15 protein-coding genes and 1 riboswitch are annotated in these 19,592 nt (G+C 73.0%); of the genes, 10 read left to right on the top strand and 5 right to left on the bottom strand.

Going from position 1 to position 19,592, the window contains the following annotated elements:
* Positions 1-137: 137 nt before the first annotated feature.
* Positions 138-1,424: a phosphoribosyltransferase family protein gene (locus OO54_RS11140; RefSeq protein ID WP_033202700.1), complete on the top strand. Its 1,287-nt coding sequence runs from the start codon at positions 138-140 to the stop codon at positions 1,422-1,424.
* On the opposite strand, the gene OO54_RS11135 is transcribed toward OO54_RS11140, so the two are convergent.
* Positions 1,418-2,308, bottom strand: coding sequence for a LysM peptidoglycan-binding domain-containing protein (locus OO54_RS11135; RefSeq protein ID WP_033202699.1), 891 nt, complete (start codon positions 2,306-2,308; stop codon positions 1,418-1,420). The two genes, OO54_RS11140 and OO54_RS11135, sit on opposite strands and share 7 nt — an antisense overlap.
* Before the next feature lie 4 nt (positions 2,309-2,312).
* Positions 2,313-2,498, bottom strand: a riboswitch (cyclic di-AMP (ydaO/yuaA leader).
* A gap of 340 nt (positions 2,499-2,838) precedes the next feature.
* On the opposite strand from OO54_RS11135, the gene OO54_RS11130 reads away from it, so the two are divergent.
* The gene (locus OO54_RS11130; RefSeq protein WP_033202698.1) at positions 2,839-3,492 is read left to right on the top strand and encodes a DUF6197 family protein; all 654 of its coding nucleotides are present in this window, start codon (positions 2,839-2,841) and stop codon (positions 3,490-3,492) included.
* Between the two features lie 126 nt (positions 3,493-3,618).
* Here OO54_RS11130 and OO54_RS11125 read toward each other — a convergent pair whose 3' ends face one another.
* Together OO54_RS11125 and OO54_RS11120 are read right to left on the bottom strand one after the other, a co-directional pair.
* Entirely contained in the window at positions 3,619-5,643 is a 2,025-nt protein-coding gene (locus OO54_RS11125; RefSeq protein WP_033202697.1) for a phosphocholine-specific phospholipase C, read from the bottom strand.
* A gap of 158 nt (positions 5,644-5,801) precedes the next feature.
* Entirely contained in the window at positions 5,802-6,614 is an 813-nt protein-coding gene (locus OO54_RS11120) for a DeoR/GlpR family DNA-binding transcription regulator (RefSeq protein ID WP_033202696.1), read from the bottom strand.
* 145 nt (positions 6,615-6,759) lie between these two features.
* Here OO54_RS11120 and OO54_RS11115 point away from each other — a divergent pair, with 145 nt between their 5' ends.
* Complete coding sequence (locus tag OO54_RS11115; protein WP_033202695.1) at positions 6,760-7,683, top strand: SIS domain-containing protein; 924 nt, start codon at positions 6,760-6,762, stop codon at positions 7,681-7,683.
* 39 nt (positions 7,684-7,722) lie between these two features.
* The gene (locus tag OO54_RS11110; RefSeq protein WP_033202694.1) at positions 7,723-8,559 is read left to right on the top strand and encodes a class II fructose-bisphosphate aldolase; all 837 of its coding nucleotides are present in this window, start codon (positions 7,723-7,725) and stop codon (positions 8,557-8,559) included.
* 33 nt (positions 8,560-8,592) lie between these two features.
* Here OO54_RS11110 and OO54_RS11105 read toward each other — a convergent pair whose 3' ends face one another.
* A complete protein-coding gene (locus OO54_RS11105; RefSeq protein ID WP_033202693.1) occupies positions 8,593-9,036 on the bottom strand; it encodes a nitroreductase family deazaflavin-dependent oxidoreductase in 444 nt (147 codons plus the stop codon).
* Between the two features lie 180 nt (positions 9,037-9,216).
* Here OO54_RS11105 and OO54_RS11100 point away from each other — a divergent pair, with 180 nt between their 5' ends.
* Entirely contained in the window at positions 9,217-10,194 is a 978-nt protein-coding gene (locus tag OO54_RS11100; protein ID WP_033202692.1) for a threonine/serine dehydratase, read from the top strand.
* A gap of 107 nt (positions 10,195-10,301) precedes the next feature.
* Complete coding sequence (locus tag OO54_RS11095) at positions 10,302-10,835, top strand: GNAT family N-acetyltransferase (RefSeq protein ID WP_033202691.1); 534 nt, start codon at positions 10,302-10,304, stop codon at positions 10,833-10,835.
* A 19-nt stretch (positions 10,836-10,854) separates the two neighbouring features.
* Here the strand turns inward: OO54_RS11095 and OO54_RS11090 are convergent, their stop codons facing one another.
* The gene (locus OO54_RS11090; RefSeq protein ID WP_033202690.1) at positions 10,855-12,135 is read right to left on the bottom strand and encodes a serine hydrolase domain-containing protein; all 1,281 of its coding nucleotides are present in this window, start codon (positions 12,133-12,135) and stop codon (positions 10,855-10,857) included.
* A 261-nt stretch (positions 12,136-12,396) separates the two neighbouring features.
* Here OO54_RS11090 and OO54_RS11085 point away from each other — a divergent pair, with 261 nt between their 5' ends.
* The 4 genes from OO54_RS11085 to OO54_RS11070 all read left to right on the top strand — a co-directional run bounded on the left by OO54_RS11085 (position 12,397) and on the right by OO54_RS11070 (position 19,480).
* The gene (locus OO54_RS11085; RefSeq protein WP_033202689.1) at positions 12,397-13,266 is read left to right on the top strand and encodes a poly(ethylene terephthalate) hydrolase family protein; all 870 of its coding nucleotides are present in this window, start codon (positions 12,397-12,399) and stop codon (positions 13,264-13,266) included.
* A gap of 132 nt (positions 13,267-13,398) precedes the next feature.
* Positions 13,399-14,463 (top strand): AI-2E family transporter, encoded by a 1,065-nt coding sequence (locus OO54_RS11080; RefSeq protein WP_033202688.1) that lies wholly within the window; start codon positions 13,399-13,401, stop codon positions 14,461-14,463.
* Positions 14,464-14,591: 128 nt separating this feature from the next.
* Positions 14,592-16,457: an HSP90 family protein gene (locus OO54_RS11075; protein ID WP_033202687.1), complete on the top strand. Its 1,866-nt coding sequence runs from the start codon at positions 14,592-14,594 to the stop codon at positions 16,455-16,457.
* Positions 16,454-19,480 carry a hypothetical protein gene (locus tag OO54_RS11070; protein ID WP_033202686.1) on the top strand — a complete coding sequence of 1,009 codons (3,027 nt, stop codon included), beginning with the start codon at positions 16,454-16,456 and terminating at the stop codon, positions 19,478-19,480. The genes OO54_RS11075 and OO54_RS11070 overlap by 4 nt, the downstream gene beginning before the upstream one ends.
* Positions 19,481-19,592: the final 112 nt, after the last annotated feature.

The following is a 19,592-nucleotide window of genomic DNA, read 5'->3' as shown; positions in this document are numbered from 1 at the left end:
CCTCCGTCGCGCCGCGCACACCGGGCCGGCGCCCGCCGACCGCCCGCCGGGGACGCGTCTACCCTGGAAGGAGGGCCAGGGGACGGGCGCGCCGCCCCTTCCCGGTCCGGGCCGCGCAGGCGGAAGGGCGGCGGACCATGTTCTTCAGCGATCGCACCGACGCGGGCAGGCAGCTCGCCACCCGGCTCGACCACCTCAAGGGCCGTGACGTCGTGGTCCTCGGGCTCCCGCGGGGCGGGGTGCCGGTCGCCGCGCAGGTCGCGGACGCCCTCGACGCGCCGCTCGACATCTGTCTGGTGCGGAAGCTGGGGGTGCCCCGGCAGCCGGAGCTCGCGATGGGCGCCCTCGGCGAGGGCGGCGTGCGCGTGCTCAACGAGCGCGTTATCCGGGAGACGGGTGTCGGCGACCGGGCGCTGGCGGCGGTGGAGGAGCACGAGCACGCCGTACTGGAGGAGCGTGCCGACCGCTATCGGGGCAGCCGGGCGTCGGTACCGCTCGAAGGGCGGACGGTGGTCGTCGTCGACGACGGGCTCGCCACGGGGGCCACGGCGCTGGCGGCCTGCCGGGTGGTCCGCGCACGGGGCGCGGCCCGGATCGTGCTGGCCGTCCCTGTCGCGCCGCGCGGCTGGACGGCGAGGCTCGGCGGCGAGGCGGACGAGACGGTGAGTGTCCACGCGCCGGAGGTCTTCTACGCGATCGGTCAGTTCTACCGGGACTTCGAGCAGACCGCGGACGCCGAGGTCATCGCCTGTCTTGACCGGAGCAGGGCTGCGCGGGGCCCGGTGGTGCGGGACTCGGACGCGCGGATCGAGGTCGCCGGCGTCACGCTCTCGGGGCGGCTCGCCGTGCCCGACGGGGCCGAGGGCATCGTGCTGTTCGCCCACGGGAGCGGGAGCAGCCGGCACAGCCCCCGGAACCGGGCGGTCGCGGAGGTGCTCAACCGGGCGGGCCTCGGGACTCTGCTGTTCGATCTGCTCACGGAGGCAGAGGCCGGCGACCGGGCGCGGGTCTTCGACACACCGCTGCTGGCCGGCCGGCTGGCGCTCGCGACGGAGTGGCTGGCCGGTCAGCCGGTGAGCACCGGCCTTCCGCTGGGCTACTTCGGTGCGAGCACGGGGGCGGCCGCCGCGCTGTGGGCGGCCGCCGACCCCGAGTGCGCCGTGCGGGCCGTCGTGTCACGCGGTGGCCGGCCGGACCTCGCGGGGGACCGGTTGGCCGGGGTGCGCGCCCCGACTCTCCTGGTGGTGGGCGGCGAGGACGCGCTGGTCCTGGACCTGAACCGGCGGGCCCGGTCGCTGCTGCGCTGCGAGAGCCGGCTGACCGTGGTGGAGGGCGCCACGCACCTCTTCGAGGAGCCTGGCGCCCTGGAGGAGGTGGCGGAGCTCGCCACCTCCTGGTTCACCGAGCACTTCAGGGATCAGTAGGCGCCGTTGACGTTGTCGATGGAGCCGTAGCGGTCGGCCGCGTAGTTGCACGCCGCGGTGATGTTGGCGACCGGGTCGAAGAGGTCCATGGACGTGCCGGGGACGTGGTAGGCGAGGAAGGTCGGCTCGATGACCTGGAGCAGGCCCTTCGAGGGCGTTCCGGCCGCCGCGTTGGAGTCCCAGAGGTTGATGGCCTGAGGGTTGCCGGAGGACTCGCGCATGACGTTGCGGTGGATGCCGTCGTACGTGCCCGGGATGCCGTGCTGGGCCATGATGGCCAGCGACTCCCGGATCCAGCCGTCGAGGTTGTCGGCGTAGTTGGTGGCCGCCGGGGCCGCCTTGGCCGGAGCGGCGGCAGGGACGGCGGCCGGAGCGGCGGCCGGGGCGGCCTGCGCCGCGGAGGCGCCCGTGGGGGTGGCCGGGGTGGACCGGCGCTCGGAGCGGCTCGCCCGCTCGGAGTCGGTGGTCTTCTTCTTCGCCGGCGCGGGAGTGACCTTCGCGGAATCCCGACGAAGCGTCAGTTCAAGGCCCGGATGAATAAGTGACGGATTGTCACCCACGGCGCTCCTGTTGGTCCGGTAAAGGCTCTTCCAGCCGCCCTGAATTCCCTTCTTCTGGGCGATCAGGGAAAGCGAGTCACCGCTGACCACGGTGTAGGTGCGGGCCGCGGCGGGCGCGGCGGGAGCCGTGACGGCCACCGGTGCGGCGGCGGGAGCGGCGACGGCGCGGGCGGTGAATTCCGGGGCTCCGGAAACAGGCGCGGCGCCGGCCGCGGCGGGGGCGATCAGCGGGAGGGCGAGGGCGACCCCGCCCGTGCCCGCCAGAGCGATCCCCTGGGAGACGGGGCGGCGACGGGGGCGGCGGTGCTTACCGTGAGCAGGCATGACGGATTCCTCTCCGGCGCCTGCGGGGTGAGCTGTCGGGTTCGGACGGGAGGTGTCCGGCCGCGCGCACGCGGCTGCACCCCGAGCCGTTCCGGATTTCCGGGCCGGCGTATTCGTGGGTCCCCCGCTCCTGCCGTCGGGTGAAAAGGGAGGTATTTCGAGCGGTGGCAGGATTCGGCGATCCACTCGAATGGAGGTGACCGTAGGCCAGCAATGCGACGGATAACAAGAGGACGGCGGCCCGTGGCGTGGCGAAAGGATCACGGAATTCGGTGAATTCAAGATCGGCCGGTCCTCCGGCCTCTTGAACTTCCGTGTGTCCCATGGCTCGCGGGGTGTGGATCACCGGGTCGGGGCCGGGAAAGTGAGTCGCGTCACCAGGTGCTTAATGTCCGAATATGCACTGTAATTCTGTTAATGGGGAAGTGGGCGGAAAAGACCTCGACTGGCGGGTGTGCACTCAAGGGCAAAAGTCGCAAAACCGACATTCATCCTGAAAGATGGAGCCACCCCGACCGAGGAGCCGCCGGATGCCGCCCGTCCTCTCCCTGCCCACCCCCGACACCGTCGACCGCGAGGCCGCCGCGCTGTACGAAAGCGCCACCTGGCAGCGGATCGTCACCGACTGGACCACCGACGCACCTCTCGCTCCCGACGCACCCTTCGCTCCCGGCGTACCCCTCGCTCCCGACGGCCCGCAGCCAGGGGCGGAGAGCTGGCGCGACCTGCTCACCGTGCCGGTGGAGAGACTCGTGGCCGACGCGCTCGACGCGCTGCCGCCGCCCCTCCCCGCCGAGCGCCGTCTGCCGGGCCGCATCGGAGCCGTACTCCCGGACCGTCTGCACGCCTGGCGCCGCATCGGCAGCGCCGACCTGCGCCCGTCGGTCCACCTCGGCTACGCCCGTCTCGTGCTGACGGAGTGGGGCTGGCAGAACGCCCCGTACAAGCTGCGCGACAGGCGGGGGGCGCGCTGTGTGTGCGGCGCCCTGCTCGCCGCGCACCGTCTCGGCCACGGCAGCGCGGACACCATGAACGAGGCGGCGGCGTGGATCATGACCGAGCTCAGATCGCGGGGGTGGTGCGACCTGATCGGACCGTGGAACCGGGCCCCCGGCCGTACGGCCGATGACGCCGTGGCCCTCCTCGACGCCACCATCCACCGGGCCGCGCAGGCGGGCCGCTGACGGCCGCGTACGTCCGCCTCGGCCGCGTGCACGCGCGTCCGCGTACGTGCTGCGCCCGCGTGCGCGGACGCACGCACGTACGCCGGGCGGCGCCCCGAGGGGCCGCCCGGCGCACGCGGGAGCGGGTCAGCCGGTGACGCTCGGCGCCCCGGTCTCGATGTGGCCGGTGTACCGCCGCGACCAGGTCCCGTCGATGTCGGCCAGGACGGTGAAGTCGTACCAGCCGCCCTGGTAGGCCACCGCGTTGAAGAAGTCCTCACGGCTGGAGTTCGCCGGCACCGTGTACGTCCACGGCCCGTCCGAGCGGTAGGCGTTCGAGCGGACGGTGAAGGTGACCGGACCGCCCGAGGCGTTGGTCATCTTGAACCACAGCGCCGTCCTGCCCGTCCCCGGCTCGGTCGCGAACCGGGCCGCCACCTCCACGGCCTTGCCCGCCTTGGAGGCGTCGCCGATGAAGCGCCGCAGGAAGCGGTTGGGGCCCATCATCGAGATGTCGTACTTGCCGGAGCCCGAGCCGAGGCCGATGTTGAAGTAGTCCGAGGCCGTGCCGCCCGGGTCGACGGTGTACTGCCAGGCGGCCGTGTCGCGGTACTGGTGCGGATGGATCGAGAAGTGGGCTGCGCGCTTGGCCTCCGCGCCCTGGTTCGTCATCGAGAACCAGGCCAGGATCTTGCCCGCGGCGCCGAACTCGAACCGGTCGAGGTTGCCGTTCACCTGGTACGGCACGGCGCGTGCCGGGCGGGTGCCGGACTCCTGTGCGGGGAGGGCGTTGTTCTGCGGTGCCGGATTCGGCAGCGGGCCGCAGGTGGCCTGACCGATCACCTTCGCCGTGGAGGGAAGGCCGGCCGGCACCCCGTACACCGGGTGGGCGAAGTCGAAGACGCCGGTCAGATCGCCCGTCACCTTCCTGCGCCAGGCGCTGATGTTGGGGCAGGCGGCCGGTGTTCCGAGGGCCGCCGTCCAGGTCTCCATGAAGCGCAGCACGGAGGTGTGGTCGAAGACCTCGGAACTCACCCAGCCGCCCCGGGTCCACGGGGACATGACAATCATCGGGACGCGGAAGCCCAGGCCGATCGGCGCGCCGTCCAGGTACTCGCCCGGCGTCCCCGGCGGGGCGACCGGCGGCGGCACGTGGTCGAAGAAGCCGTCGTTCTCGTCGTAGTTGAGGAAGAGCACCGTCGAGTCGAAGACCTCGGCGTCGGCCGCGAGGGCGCGGTAGACGAGGTCGACGAAGTGCGCGCCGTCCCCGGGCGGCGCGTAGGGGTGCTCCGAGAACGCCTCGCTCGCGACCACCCACGACACCTGCGGCAGCGTGCCCGCGACGACGTCGGCGCGGATCGCCGCGGCGATGTCGTCCGGAGTGGAGCCGGTGACCTTGGGGACCGAACCCATGCCCCGGTCGTACAGCGGGTCCCCGGGCCGCGCGTCGGTGAACCTCTTGAAGTACGCGAGGCCGTTGTCGCCGTAGTTGTCCTGGGCGTTCTGGTAGACCTTCCAGCTCACTCCGGCGCGCTGGAGCGCCTCGGCGTACGTCTCCCAGGTCAGGCCCGACTCGTCGCCGCCGTCCTTGCTGGAGGCGTCGATCTTCCCGCTCCAGAGGAACGTGCGGTTGGGGCCGGTGGCGCTGAGCGCCGAGCAGAAGTACGCGTCGCAGATCGTGTAGTGGTCGGCGAGCGCGTGGTGGAACGGGATGTCCCCGCGGTCCAGGTGGCCGAGGGTCCGGGTGTTGCCCACGCCTGTGACCCAGTTGTCGAGGCGCCCCTTGTTCCAGGCGGCGTGCTGCGAGGTCCAGCTGTGCGGCAGGTCGCCGTTGCACTGCGCGAGGGTCTCGCCGTCGACGCCGCCGGCGGGCGGGGTGTCGCTCAGTTTCCAGGGGTAGTGGCGCCCGCCCCAGTTGGGCTGGTTGAACATGCCCCAGCCGCCCGGCAGGTTGCCCGCGGCGCGGTCGCCGAAGCCGCGGACGCCGCGCAGGGTGCCGAAGTAGTGGTCGAAGCTGCGGTTCTCCTGCATGAGGATCACCACGTGCTTGACGTCGGTGAGGGTGCCGGTGGCCGCCGTCGCGGCGGCGGACGCCGGCACCGGCGGCAGCGCCGCACCCGCCACGAGCCCCGCGCCGATGCCGACGAACCCCCTGCGGCTGATGGGAATCATGCCCCGCCTCTCGTGTCACGGTGTGCCCCGGCGGGCACGTCGGAGACATGATGGGGGAGCCGAGCTTAAAGGTATACGGCTGTGCCGTAATTAGCGGGTTAACAGCCCGAGTCCAGGGAATCCCGGGGCTTGATTGGTCCGGCCGTGGACCAATGGCGTCAGACGGTGACCACCTTCACGCCGGCCTCGGTGAGCTGGGCGACCGTCTCCGGTGCGATGCCGGTGTCCGTCACCAGGACGTCGATCCGGTCCAGACCACAGATCCGGGCGAACGCGCGGCGACCCATCTTCGAGGAGTCGGTCACCACGACGACCCGGCTCGCCCGCTCGGCGAAGAGCCGGCTGATGTTCGCCTCGTCCTCCTGGTGGGCCATCACGCCGAGCGCCGAGTCGACGCCGTCGACCCCCAGGACCACCACGTCGAGCACGACCTCGCCGAGCACCCCGGCCGTCAGCGGGCCGACCAGTTCGTACGTCTGGGGGCGTGCCACTCCGCCGGTGGCGACGATCTTGATCTGCGGTCGCACCGCGAGCTCGCCCGCGATGTTGAGCGCGTTGGTCACCACGGTCAGGGCGGGGCTTCCGGACGCCGCTCCCGGGGAGGCGGGCGCCTCGACCCGGCCGCTCGCGAACCGGAGCGCCAGGGTGCGGGCCACCTCCGTCGTCGTCGTGCCCCCGTTGAGTCCGACCACGTCGCCCGGCGCGACGAGATCGGCCGCGGCCTCCGCGATCCGTCGCTTCTCCGGCGCGTGCCGCTTCGACTTGTACCGCAGTGGCAGCTCGTGCGACACGCCGTGTGCCACCGCCCCGCCCCGCGTCCGTATCAGCAACTGCTGCTCGGCGAGCTCGTCGAGGTCGCGGCGGATCGTGGCCGCGGAGACGTCCAGTGCGGTCGCCGCCTCCTCGACCTCGACCTTTCCCGAGGTCGCCAGCAGCTCAAGGAGCGTGTTCCACCGTTCGTGTTTGGGCATGCGTCCCTCCCTCCCGCTCGTGCGCGTCCGATTCTATCGGTCGGGGCGCGCCGGACCTGGTGGACGGTGCATGTTTCTGTTTGAATGCCCTTGACTTCGAGCAATATCGCTCATGATTGCGCACGCTTCTTGCAAGGAGAGTCGTATGACCACCACCCGCACCGCCCTGGAGATCGCCTCCCAGCCGACGACCTGGCGCCAGGCGGCCCGTACCCTGCCGCAGCACTCCGCGGCCCTGCCGCGACGGGGGGAGCGGGTCGCGGTGATCGGCTGCGGCACCTCCTGGTTCATGGCCCTGGCCTACGCGGAGCTGCGCGAGTCCGGCGGGCACGGCGAGACCGACGCCTTCGCGGCCTCGGAGTTCCCCTACGGCCGCCGCTACGACCGGGTCGTTGCCATCACCCGCTCCGGCACCACAAGCGAGGTCCTCGCCGTCCTGACCCGCCTGCGCGGCACCGTCCCCACCGGCGCGGTCACGGCAGACCCCACGACCCCGGTGATGGACCTCGCCGACGAGGTCGCCGTACTGGACTTCGCCGACGAGGAGTCCGTCGTCCAGACCCGCTTCGCGACCACGGCACTCGCCCTGTTCCGCGCGCACCTGGAGGCGGAGGAAGCGCTGCCCGACGGCGTCGCCACCGTGGAGGAGGCCGCACGGGACGCCGAGCAGGCCCTCGCGTCCCCCCTCGCCGAAGAGGTCCTCACCGCCGAGCAGTTCACCTTCCTCGGCCGCGGCTGGACCTACGGGCTCGCCCTGGAGGCCGGACTGAAGATGCGCGAGGCGGCGGGCGCCTGGACGGAGGCCTACCCCGCCATGGAGTACCGCCACGGCCCCATCAGCATCACCGGACCGGGCCGGGTGGCCTGGGGCTTCGGAGAGCTGCCCGCCGGACTCGCGGACGACGTGCGCAAGGTCGGCGGCACCCTCGCCGAGAGCGACCTCGACCCGATGGCCGACCTCGTCCGGGCCCAGCGCCTCGCGGTGGCCGTCGCCGAGGCCCAGGGCCTCAACCCCGACACCCCCCGCAACCTGACCCGCTCCGTGGTCCTCTCCGACGCCCATGCCTGACCGCCGCCCCATGACCGTTCGCACCCCGGGAGCAGGACCATGCCGCTGACGCCCACCGACGAGATCGTCCGCCGCGCCCGCGCCGCGGGCACGGGCGTGGGGGCGTTCAACGTCCTCCAGCTCGAACACGCCGAGGCCATCGTGACCGGCGCCGCGAGCGCCGACCGGCCCGTGATCCTCCAGATCAGCGAGAACACCGTCCGCTACCACGGCGCACTGGAGCCGGTCGCGCTCGCCTCGCTGGCGATCGCCCGCGCCGCCAAGACCCCGGTCGCCGTCCACCTCGACCACGCCGAGAACGTCGACCTCGTCCGCGAGGCCGTCGGACTCGGTCTGGGCTCCGTCATGTTCGACGCCTCGAAACTCCCCTACGCGGAGAACGTCGCGGCGACCCGCGAGGTCGTGGAGCACTGCCACCGGCACGGCGTCTGGGTGGAGGCCGAGCTCGGCGAGGTCGGCGGCAAGGGCGGCGCCCACACCCCGGGCGTCCGGACGGACCCCGACGAGGCCCGCGCCTTCGTCGCGGCCACCGGCGTCGACGCCCTCGCCGTCGCGGTCGGCAGCGCCCACCAGATGCTGACCAGGGACGCGGTCCTCGACTTCGACCTGATCGTCCGTCTGCGGGCCGCCGTCGACACCCCACTCGTGCTGCACGGGTCCTCAGGCGTACCGGACCGGGACCTCGTCGCCGCGATCGCCGCCGGCATGACCAAGGTGAACGTCTCCACACACCTCAACAAGGCCTTCACCCTGGCCGTCCGAACCCATCTCGCCGACCACCTTGCGGCCGTCGACCCCCGCCACTACCTGACCCCCGCCCGCGCCGCCGTGGCCCACGAGGTGGCGCACCTCCTCACGGTGCTGGCCCCGTCCTGACGGCGCCGCGTACGCACCTCGGGCGGGCACCGGCTACGCGCGGCCGACCGGTTCGACCACGAACAGGGGGATCTCGCGGTCGGTCTTGCGCTGGTAGTCGGCGTAGTCGGGGAACGCCTCGACGGCGCGCGCCCACCAGACGCGGCGCTCCTCGCCGGTGACCAGCCGGGCCTTCATGTCCCAGACGTCGGGGCCGTCGCGCAGCTCGACGTGGGGGGAGGCGACCAGATTGTGGAACCAGACGGGGTGGTTCACCGCCCCGCCGTTCGACGCGACGAGCGCGTAGGCGCCCCCGTGCTCCACCCGCATGAGGGGGGTCTTGCGAAGCTTGCCGCTCTTCGCGCCGAGGTTCGTCACCAGGACGACGGGAAGACCGCGCATGGTCGTGCCCTTCGTCCCGCCGGAGGACTCGTACAGCTCGACCTGGTTCCGCACCCACGTCGTCGGGCTGGGCTCGTACTCGCCTTCGAGGGGCATGCGTGTCCTTTCGGAGGGCGCGCGGCGGCGCCGGCGCTGCGTCCTCCGGACGCTATCCGACGTCCCGCGGACCTCCGAGGATTTCCGGCCGGAACGGTCGCCCCCGGCTTCACGCGACCGGGGGAGGGCGAGAGGATCCTCGGTACGACCGTCCCGTCCCGGCCTCCCCAGGAGCATCAGGTGCACCCCCTCAGGTACGACGACATCACGACCGCGGCCGACCGGATCGGCGGCCACGTCCGGCCCGTCACGGTCGCGGGCCCGGAGGCGGGCGCCGAGCCGTACGAGCTCCACCTCGCGCTGGAACTCATGCAGCACACGGGCTCCTTCAAGGCCCGCGGGGCGCAGAACTTCCTCCTCGCGCACCGCGAGGCGGGCACCCTCCCCGACACCGGCGTCACGATCGCCTCCGGAGGCAACGCGGGCCTCGCCTGTGCCTGGGCGGCCCGCCGGCAGGGAGTCCCCGCCACCGTCTTCCTGCCGACCACCGCCCCCAAGGTGAAGGCCGACAAGCTCCTCTCGTACGGCGCCGACGTGCGCCTCGTCGGGACCGAGTACGCCGAGGCGCTCGCCGCCTGCGAGGCGTTCGCCGCCGAGACCGGCGCGCTGGCCTCCCACGCGTACGACCACCCGCTCATCGCGGCCGGGGCCGGCACCCTGCTGGACGAGATCCTCCGGGCGGTGCCGGGCCTCGACACGATCGTCGTCTCGGTCGGCGGCGGCGGCCTGTTCGCCGGCGTCGCCACCGCCGCCCGCCACCACGGAGTCCGTACCGTCGCCGTCGAACCCGAGAAATGCCGCGCCCTCGACGCGGCCCTGCGCGCCGGACACCCCGTCGACGTCACCGTCGACTCGGTCGCCGCCGACTCCCTCGGCGCCCGCCGGGTCTCCGCCACCGCCCTGCGCGCCGCCCAGGAGGACGGCGTCCGTTCCGTCCTCGTCACCGACACCGAGATCACCCGCGTCCGCCGGGCCCTGTGGGACGACCGGCGTCTCGCCGTGGAGCACGCCGCCGCCACGGCACTGGCCGCACTCGCCACGGACGACCGGTCGACGACCGGCGCCTACCGCCCGGAGCCGGGCGAGAAGGTCTGTGCCGTCCTCTGCGGAGCCAACACCGACCCGTCCGATCTCACCGGTTCGCCCGCCGGGGCCTGACCGGGCTCCCCGGAGGGCCGGCGGCCCGTGTCCCGGCGGACCGTGTCCCGGCGGACCGGACAGGGCCGGTGGCTCGGGAGCCTCGGGGCGTGCGTCAGGATGGAGGCATGACCGAAATTCGTACGCCCCGTCTCCTCCTCCGGCCCTGGAGCGACGACGACCTCGTCCCCCTGTCCGAGATCAACGCGGACCGCGAGGTGATGAGGTGGGTCGGCGACGGCTCGGTGCGGGACCTGGACGAGACCGCCGAGGACATCGAGCGGTACGACGAGGAGTGGGACGACGAGGGCTTCGGCGTCTTCGCCGTGGAGCTCCTCGGATCCGGCGAGCTGATCGGGCTCGCGGGTCTGTCCGTGCCGGACGCGCTGCCGGAGCTGATGTCCGAGGTGGAGATCAGCTGGCGGCTCGGCCGGCAGTTCTGGGGGCAGGGGTACGCCTCGGAGGCCGCCCACGCGGTCCTGGAGTTCGCACTCCAGGACCGCGGGCTCGACCGGGTCGTCGCCGTCGCCCACATCAGCGACCGGGCGTCCGAGAACGTCATCGGCAAGCTCGGCATGACCGCCGAGCGCGAGATCGACCACCCGGTCTTCCGCGTACCCCTGCGGGTCTACGCCATCGACCTCACCGAGTACCAGGCCTGATACCGGGAGGCCGGCCCGGCTAGTGGCGCTCGGGCAGGTCCCGCTCCGCCGGACGCGAGGTCAGGGCGGGGTTGGTGGGCGAGGCGGTGCGCGCGGACGCCGCGGGGGCGGGCTTCTTGCCGCAGAACGCGGCCTCCAGCGTCCCGCCGAGCGCCGTGTTGGCGACGCCGTGGTTCGAGGTGTTGGCCATGGCGGACAGCGCGCGCCGGCCGTCACGGGTCGCGAAGGTGTACGTGTAGAAGCCCTGCACGGTACCGGTGTGGCCGAACACCTGGGTGCCGCACGACAGGTCGTAACGGCGCAGACCGAGTCCGTAGAACCGGGTGTTGGTGGTGTCCGTCGGGGTGACCGTCGTCATGGCCTCCATCATCGCCGGGGAGAGCAGCCGGCCCCGCATCAGGGCGATCGTGAAGGTGTTCAGGTCGGCGGGGCTGGAGATGACCGCCCCGGCGGCCTGCGCCCACGACACCGTCTGCTCCGTGGAGTCGACGAGCGGGTCGCCGGCCGCGTCCGGGTGCAGGTAGCCGCGCACGTGCAGCCCCTTGATGCGCGTGTCGGGGTGGACGTACGACGTGTCGCGCAGCTTCAACGGCTTGAAGATGCGCTTCTTGTACGCCTCCGCCACCGGCCGCCCGGTGAACTTCTCGATGAGCATGCCGACCACGACGAAGTTGGCGTTCGAGTACCTGTACGACACGCCCGGTTCGCCCGTGCGCGGCTCGCTCAGGGACAGGTCGATGAGCTCCTGGTAGCTGAACACCCGGTTCCGCACCGCCTCGAAGCCCGGCACGGTGTCGTTGAACATCGCGTCGGTGTAGTCCGAGAGACCGCTGCGGTGGGTGAGCAGGTGACGGACCGTGATGCGGTCGTCGGGGAGCAGGCCCGGCAGGAGGGAGTTCACGGACGCGTCGAGCTCCAGCTTCCCCTCGTCGACCAGCTGCAGCAGGACGACGGTCGAGAACGTCTTGCTGACGCTGCCGATCCGGAAACGCGAGTGGATGTCCATGGGCGCGCCCGACACCCGGTCCTGGACACCGGCGGTCCGGCTCTGGACGCCGCCGGGACCGACGTACCGGGCCATCGCCCCCGGCGCGCCGTTGGTCATCGCTGCGGCGAGCGCGGCGGACACACCCTCCATGTCGGGGGCCGGAACGGCGGCCGACGCCGTGCGGACGGGCGCCGCGGCGGAGGCGGGCACGGGGGTGGTGGCGAACGCGGGGGCGGCCGGGGCGAGGCCTGCGGCGAGCGCGGCGACGAGGGTGGTGCTGACGGCCAGACGTCGGTGTGACGACAGGGGCACGGGATTCCTCGGATTCCTTCGAAGCGGTCATTCGGCATGGATCATGAGTGCCAACGACCGAGATCGGTTCCTGACGCGGGCCGACGGGTTTCGGAGGTCGCCGTTCCGGAGCAGGCTCGCGCACCCCGCTTGGGCAGACGCCCAACCCGGCTCCGGCAGGTCTGGGCTCCTGCGGACAGACAGGCGCGCCGCCCGGCTCGATCATTGCGCTGGTCACGCTTGCGAGGACGCGCAACGTGCCGGATCCGTAAAGGAGTTCCTATGTCAGGGAAATGGGGCCGCGCACTGGGCGGCCTGCTGCTCGCCGTCGTGACGGCCTTGAACGCCGCGCCGGGAACCGCCGCCGCGGCCGAGGAGACGACCGGCGCGATTCCGTCGGTCGGCACCGACTGGGGCTCGCCCGGCCCCTACGAGGTGGACGTCGACATCGAGGCCGTGCACACCTTCTACCACCCGCGGAACATGGGGCAGCGCGGCGAACTGCACCCGGTGATCATCTGGGGCAACGGCACCGGCGCCGTCCCCGGCATCTACAGCTCCCTCCTGCGGCACTGGGCGAGCCAGGGCTTCATCGTCGCCGCCGCCAACACCCCCACGTCCAACTTCGCGCTCAGCATGCGCGCCGGGATCGACGTCCTGGAGCACCGGAACGCGGACAGCGCCAGCCGGTTCCACGGGAAGGTCGACCTCGACCACATCGCCTCCGCCGGCCACTCGCAGGGCGGCGCGGCCGCGATCAACGCCGCGATCGACCCGCGCGTCGACACCGCCGTCCCCATCCAGCCCGGGCCGCTGGCCGACCCCGACCTGATGGACGAACCCGTCTTCTACCTGGCCGGCCAGAACGACCTGACCGTGTGGCCGGCCCTGGTCAAGGCCTTCCACCGGGACTCCGACCACGTGCCCTCCGTGTACGGCGAGATCCGCGGCGCCGGACACCTCGCCTCCATCGGCGACGGCGGCGACTTCCGCGCCCCGACCACCGCCTGGCTGCGCTTCTGGCTCCTCGGCGACGAGAACGCCCGCGGAATGTTCTTCGGCCCCGGCTGCACCTACTGCGCCGACGGCGACCTGTTCTCGGGATGGGACCGCAACACCAAGGCACAGCAGATCCCGGGCACCACGCCCTGACGGACCGACGGACCGACGGCCGACAGGTCCGCCCGCCCCGCCCCGTCGCCGTGGGTGCGGGGCGGGCCCCGGTCGGGCGAATGTCGGTGCCGGGGCGTGGCCCGGTGGGCCGCGGGTGGTACGTCGTACGCCATGCAACCAGGCACACCACCGACGGTGACCCCCTTCCTCCGCACGGCCGCCGCCTACGCCTGGCGCGTGCTCGTCGTCGGCCTGCTCGTGTACAGCCTGTTCGCGGTGCTCGGCCGCTTCCACGAGATCGGCGTGGCGGTCTTCCTGGGCCTGGTCGTCACCGCGCTGCTGCGCCCCGTCGCCGACGTGGTCGCCAGGGGACTGCCCCGGCCACTGGCGGTCGCCCTCACCCTGATCGGCAGCATCGCGCTGGTCCTCGGGGTGCTCGCCCTGATGGGGGAGGCCGTGGCGGGCGAGCGGACCACGCTGGTGCGCGAGTTCCGGGTGGGGATCGGCCGGATCGAGGACTGGCTGGAGCGGCCGCCGTTCCGGCTCGACCCGGGAGCGCTCTCCGACCTCCAGTCCCGGATCGGCTCGTTCCTGTCCAGCCACCGGTCGACCCTGGTCAGCACGGCACTGAGCGGGGCCGGTCACGTCGTCGCCGTGCTCACGACGCTGGCACTCGCACTGTTCTGCGCGGTGTTCTTCGTCCACTCGGGGGACCGCCAGTGGCGATGGTTCCAGGAGCAGTTGCCCAGGTCGGTGCGCGGTCGAGTGGGCATCGGAGGGCGTGCGGCCTGGCGCACGTTCACCGGGTACACGCACGGGATCGTGCTGGTCGCCGCCATCAACGCGGTGCTCGTCGGCCTCGCGCTGTGGCTCCTAGGAGTCCCCCTCGCGGTCCCGCTCGCCCTCCTGGAGTTCCTGGCCGCCTTCGTCCCGCTGATCGGCTCGCCCATCGCCCTCGCCGTCGCCGCCGTCGTCGCGCTCGCCTCCCAGGGGCCCCTGGTGGCGGCCGTCGTCGTCGCCCTCATCGTGGTGATCGGCCAGATCGAAGGCCATCTGCTCCACCCGCTCGTCATGAGCTGGGCCGTGCGGCTGCACCCGCTCGTGGTGGCCATCTCGGTCATCGCCGGGTCGATCGCCGCGGGCATCGTCGGCGCCGTGGTGGCCGTTCCGCTGGTCTCGGTCGTCTGGTCCGTCCACACGGCGTTGCGCGAGGCCAGGGGGGCGACGGACGCGTGAGCACGGGGCCGGGCATATCTCTCGCGCACTTGTCAGAGGTCGCCCCTAGGCTGTGCTCCGTTCGCGATCTATGAGGGGGGGGTCCTCGAGGTCGCCTGTCCCACCATGCGCACACGAGGTGATGCACCATGACTTCCGCGACCCCGGACGACGAGCGGACCCCGGACGCCGGCACGTTCCAGGTCGACCTGCGAGGACTCGTCGACCTGCTGTCCCACCATCTCTACTCCAGCCCCCGGGTGTACGTCCGCGAGCTCCTGCAGAACGCCGTGGACGCCGTCACCGCCCGCCAGGCCCTCGACCCGGTCGCGGAGATCCGCATCCGGCTCCGCGCCGCCGACGGCACCGTGTCCATCGAGGACAGCGGCATCGGACTGACCACCGACGAGGTGCACACCCTCCTCGCCACCATCGGCCGCAGCTCCAAGCGCGGCGGGGAGCACGGCATCGAGTCCGCCCGGCGCGAGTTCCTCGGCCAGTTCGGCATCGGCCTGCTGGCCTGCTTCGTGGTCGCACGACGGATCAGGGTCGTCACCCGCTCCGCCCGCACCCCGTGGGCCGCACCGGTCGAGTGGCTCGCCTCCGACGACGGCTCGTACACGGTCAGGACCCTGCCCGACGAAGCCCGTCCCGAGCCCGGCACGACCGTCCACCTGGAGGCACGCCCCGGCGTCGGCGAATGGACGGAGCCGTCGCGCGTCGAGGAACTCGCCCGCGACTTCGGCTCCCTCCTCCCGTACGACATCACCTTCGCCGGTCCGGACGCCGTCGAGCGCACGGTCACCGACCGCCCGGCCGCCTGGGACCGCCCCCACCCCACCCCGGCCTCCCGCCGCGTGGCGCTCGCCGGCCACTGCGCCCAGGTCTTCGGGTTCACCCCGCTCGACACCATCGACCTCGACCTCCCGGTCGCCGGGGTACGCGGAGTGGCGTACGTGCTCCCGGAGGCGACCAGCCCCGCCCACAAGGCGGGACACCGCACCTACCTCAAGGGCATGCTGCTCACCGACCACGCGAGCAACCTGCTGCCCGAATGGGCCTTCTTCGTACGGGCCGTCGTGGACACGGACACGCTGCGCCCCACCGCCTCGCGGGAGAACCTGTACGACGACGAGACCCTCGCCGCCGTCCGCGAGGCGCTCGGCGCCCGCATCCGGCAGTGGCTGGCCGAACTCGCCGCCGGCGACCCGCGGCGACTCTCCGCCTTCCTGGGCGTCCACCACCTCGGCGTGAAGTCCCTGGCGCGCCACGACACCGAGCTCTTCGAGCTCATGCTGCCCTGGCTCCCCTTCGAGACCAGCGACGGAGACGTGGGCCTGGAGGAGTTCGCCGCCGCCCACGACGAGATCCACTTCACCCGGACCGTCGAGGAGTTCCGGCAGATCGCCCCGATCGCCGCCGCCCACGGCCTCGGCGTCGTCAACGCCGGCTACACCTACGACGCCGAGCTGCTCGCCCTGCTGCCCACCGTGCGGCCCGGGGTGAAGGTCACCGAACTCGACGCCGGCGCCGTCACCGACCGCCTCGACCCGGTGCCCACCGCCGCCGAGCTGGCCCTCGCCCCCTTCCTCGCCACCGCCCGCACCCGCCTCGACCCACACGGCTGCGACGTGGCGCTGCGCGCCTTCCAGCCGGTGGGCGTGCCCGCGCTGTACCTCGACGACCGCCAGGCACGGCAGGAACGCGACCGGGCCACCGCCCAGGAGAACGCCGACTCGCTGTGGAGCGACATCCTCGGCTCGCTGCGCGGCGCGGCACCCCGCGCCCGGCTCGTCCTCAACCACAACAACCCGCTGATCCGCCGGATCGCCGGCCTGCCCGACGCCGAACTCACCGGCACCGCCGTCGAGTCCCTCTACGGCCAGGCCCTGCTGATGTCCCAGCGGCCCCTGCGCCCCGCCGACTCCACCCTGCTCAACCGGGCCTTCCTCGGGCTCCTGGAATGGGCCACCCACCCGACCGCCCCCGCGAGCACCGAGGAGAACCAGCCGTGACCACGATGACATCCGAGGAGATCCGCCGCGGCCTCGCCGAGAACGCCAGGGCGCCCTACGGAGCCGCGCGCAACGTCCACGCCGAGACGCTCGGCGCCGCCGCCGAGGCCACCGGCGACCGGCAGCTCTTCCGCGCCGCGCTCGTCTGCCAGATCGAGGCCTACGAGTACAGCGCCGAACGCACCAAGATGGTCGTCCCCTTCGCCCGGCTGCTCCAGGAGTACGACCGCGACCCCGGCTCCTTCGCCTCCCACGAGGTCCACCGGCTCTTCTGGCGCTTCAAATGGGTGGCCGGCCGGATCGTCGAGTCCCCCGAGATCCCGCTCACCGCGGTGGACGGCTGGCTGACCGACATGGAACGCCGTTACCGGCTGGCCGGCTACAGCGAACGGGCCGTCCGGCAGGCCGAGTTCCACCTCGCCGACGCCATCGGCGACGAGGCCAGGACCGAGCGCGCCATCACCGGCTGGGCGGCCGCCGACCGCGACGCCATGAGCGACTGCCACGCCTGCGAGATCAACACCCAGGGCTGGTACTGGGCCCGGAAGGGCGACGACGCCAAGGCGATCGAGGTGTGGCAGCCGGTCCTCGCCGACGGCATGTCCTGCATGGAGGAGCCCCACCGGGTGCTCGCCCACGCCCTGCTCCCGCTGGTCCGCCTCGGCCGCACCGACGAGGCCCGCTCGTACCACCTCCGCGGCTACCGCATGGCCCGGGGCAAGGAGAGCCTGCTCCGCTCGGTCGGCGAACACATCGAGTTCTGCGCCCTCACCGGCAACGAGTCGCGCGGCCTGGAGATCCTCGCCGAACACGCAGCCCACCTCGGCCCACTCGCCGACGTCGAGTCGCAGATGGAGTTCTCCGGCGGCGTCCTCGTCCTGCTCCGCAGGCTCACCGACCTGGGGCACGGGGACCGGCCCACCGTCTCCTACGCGGGCACGCACCGCACCGCACGGGAGCTGTACGACCTCCTGTACGGCGAAGCCACCGACATCGCCGCCCGTTTCGACGCCCGCAACGGGACATCCCTCGTCTCCCAGCGGCTCGTCGACCGGATCGCCCGCCGGCCCGTGACCGACACCCTCCCCCTGGGCGTCCGCAACGTGCGGCTGGTGTCGGCGGCCCTCCCCGCCCCGCGCCCCGGGCAGGACGCGGGCGTCCAGGACGATCGTGCCGCGCGGGGCGCCGCACCCGCCCCGGCCGAGCCCGACTTCCCCGCGCTCCTCGCCCACGCCCGCACGGCCCGGCAGCAGGGGCACCCGTCCGCCGACAGGCTGTGGGCCGAGGTGGCCGAGCTCGCCGCGGCCGGGGGAGAAGCCACGACCGACGCCGACCCGGAGCTCGCCGCGGACCTGCTCGCCCACCGGGCCGTCCTCGCCGCTCAGGCCGAGGACCCGAAGGCCGCCGACCTGTACGTCGAGGCGGCCGCGGCCTACCGGGCCGCCGGACACCTCGGCAGGGCAGCCCACGCGGAGCTCGGCGTCGCCGGATGCGCGGCCCGGCACGGCGCCGAACCCGAGGAGATACGGGCCCTGCTCGCGGCCGCGACCGAAGCGGCCCGGGAGCTGGACGACACCGACCCGGAGCGCACCCGACGCCTCCTCGCGGCCGAACTCGCCACCCTCCGCATCGGGACACACCTGAGCGAGCGGGCCGCGGACGAGGCCGCGCCGCCCTCGGGGACGGCGCACCTGGGTGCCGCACTCGCACGCCTCGTCGCGGAGCACGGTGACGAGCCCGCCGCCCGCACCGCCGGAGCGGGCGGCATCGCCGACCTGATCGCCGACAGCGAAGTGACGCTCGCCAGGCTGGCCCTGGAGGAGCACGACCTCGACCGGGCGGGCATCCTGCTGGCCTCGGCGGCAGGACGGCTGATCGCGGCCGACCAGCCGTGGGACGCGGTGGAGCCGCTGGCGCTGCGGGCGAGCGTCCTGGCCGCACACGGCGACCTCGCCGCCGCCGAGTCCGAGGCCCGTGCCGCCCTCGGCCACGCCGCCGAACTGACCGACGGGGCCGAGCAGGCCGGCGTACGGCTCACCCTCGCGGACGTCCTCCTGCGCCAGGGCCGCGACGGCGCCCAGGAGGCGGTCCTGCACGCCCTCGACGCGACGCACTGGCTCGACCAGGCCGGACTCGAGGCGACCGCGGGGGCCAGGGCGCGCCTGCTCCTCGCCCGGGCCTACGCCGCGGCCGAGCGGACCGCAGAGGCGGCGGAGGTGCTCCAGTCCGCGCTGCCCGACCTCCTGGAGCAGGGCGAGCCCGAAGGCGTACAGGCGAGGGAGATGCTCGGTGGGCTCCTGCGGGAGCTGCACGACCCGCATGCGGCCGCCGAGCAGTACCTGCTGGCCGCCGAGACGGCCAAGGGCTGGGACGAGCCCGGGTTCGAGGCCGGCCTCGCCCACTCCGCCGGAGAGGCCCTCGCCGCCGCACGACTGACCCGCGAGGCCGAAGCCGCCTACGAGCGGTCCCTCGAACTGTGGCGCCGGACCGGAGGCAACCCGACGGCGGAGGCCCGGCTGCTGCGTTCGCTGGCCTGGCTGGCCGTGGACGACGAGTCGACCGAAGACGGTCCGGTCCGCGCGCGTGCCCTGATGGAACAAGCCGCGTCCGTCGTCGACGGTTCCGACGAGCCCGCCCTGCGGTACGAGCAGGCTCAGACCTGGCAGCAGCTGGCCCGACTCCTCCAGGACACCCTGCCCGAGGACCGGCACGAGCACGAGGACGAGGAATCCGGCGCGGGGGAGGCCGAGGCCACGACCTCGTCCGAGGCGCGCGCGATCCGTGAACAGGTCGTCACCCTTCTGGACCGGGCGGCCGGCCTCTACGCGACGTTCGGGACGGACGCCCTGGCCGAGCGCTTCCAGTGCCTGGCCTACGCGGCGTGGACGGAGGAGGAGCTGGGCCGCGCGGAGGACGCCGTCGCCCGCATGACGGCGTGTGTCGCCGAACTCGGCTCGTACGAAGGTCCCGAGGCGGCGGAACTCACGGCGAGGGCCCAGGGCGTGCTCCACGCGCTCACGTGACGCACGCGGAGAAGCGACGAGGGCGGGCGGCTCGAAAACGCCCTTGTCGCTTCCCTGCGTGATCAAGTAGCGTCACCCGTATGAACACCGGACCGGCGACTCGCCATGCACA

Origin of the sequence: Streptomyces wedmorensis, assembly GCF_000716445.1 — a bacterium.
GTDB classification, from domain to species: Bacteria; Actinomycetota; Actinomycetes; order Streptomycetales; family Streptomycetaceae; genus Streptomyces; species Streptomyces wedmorensis.
Note: the sequence above shows the minus strand (reverse complement) of the source record. Positions and strands in the feature narration are given on the sequence as shown.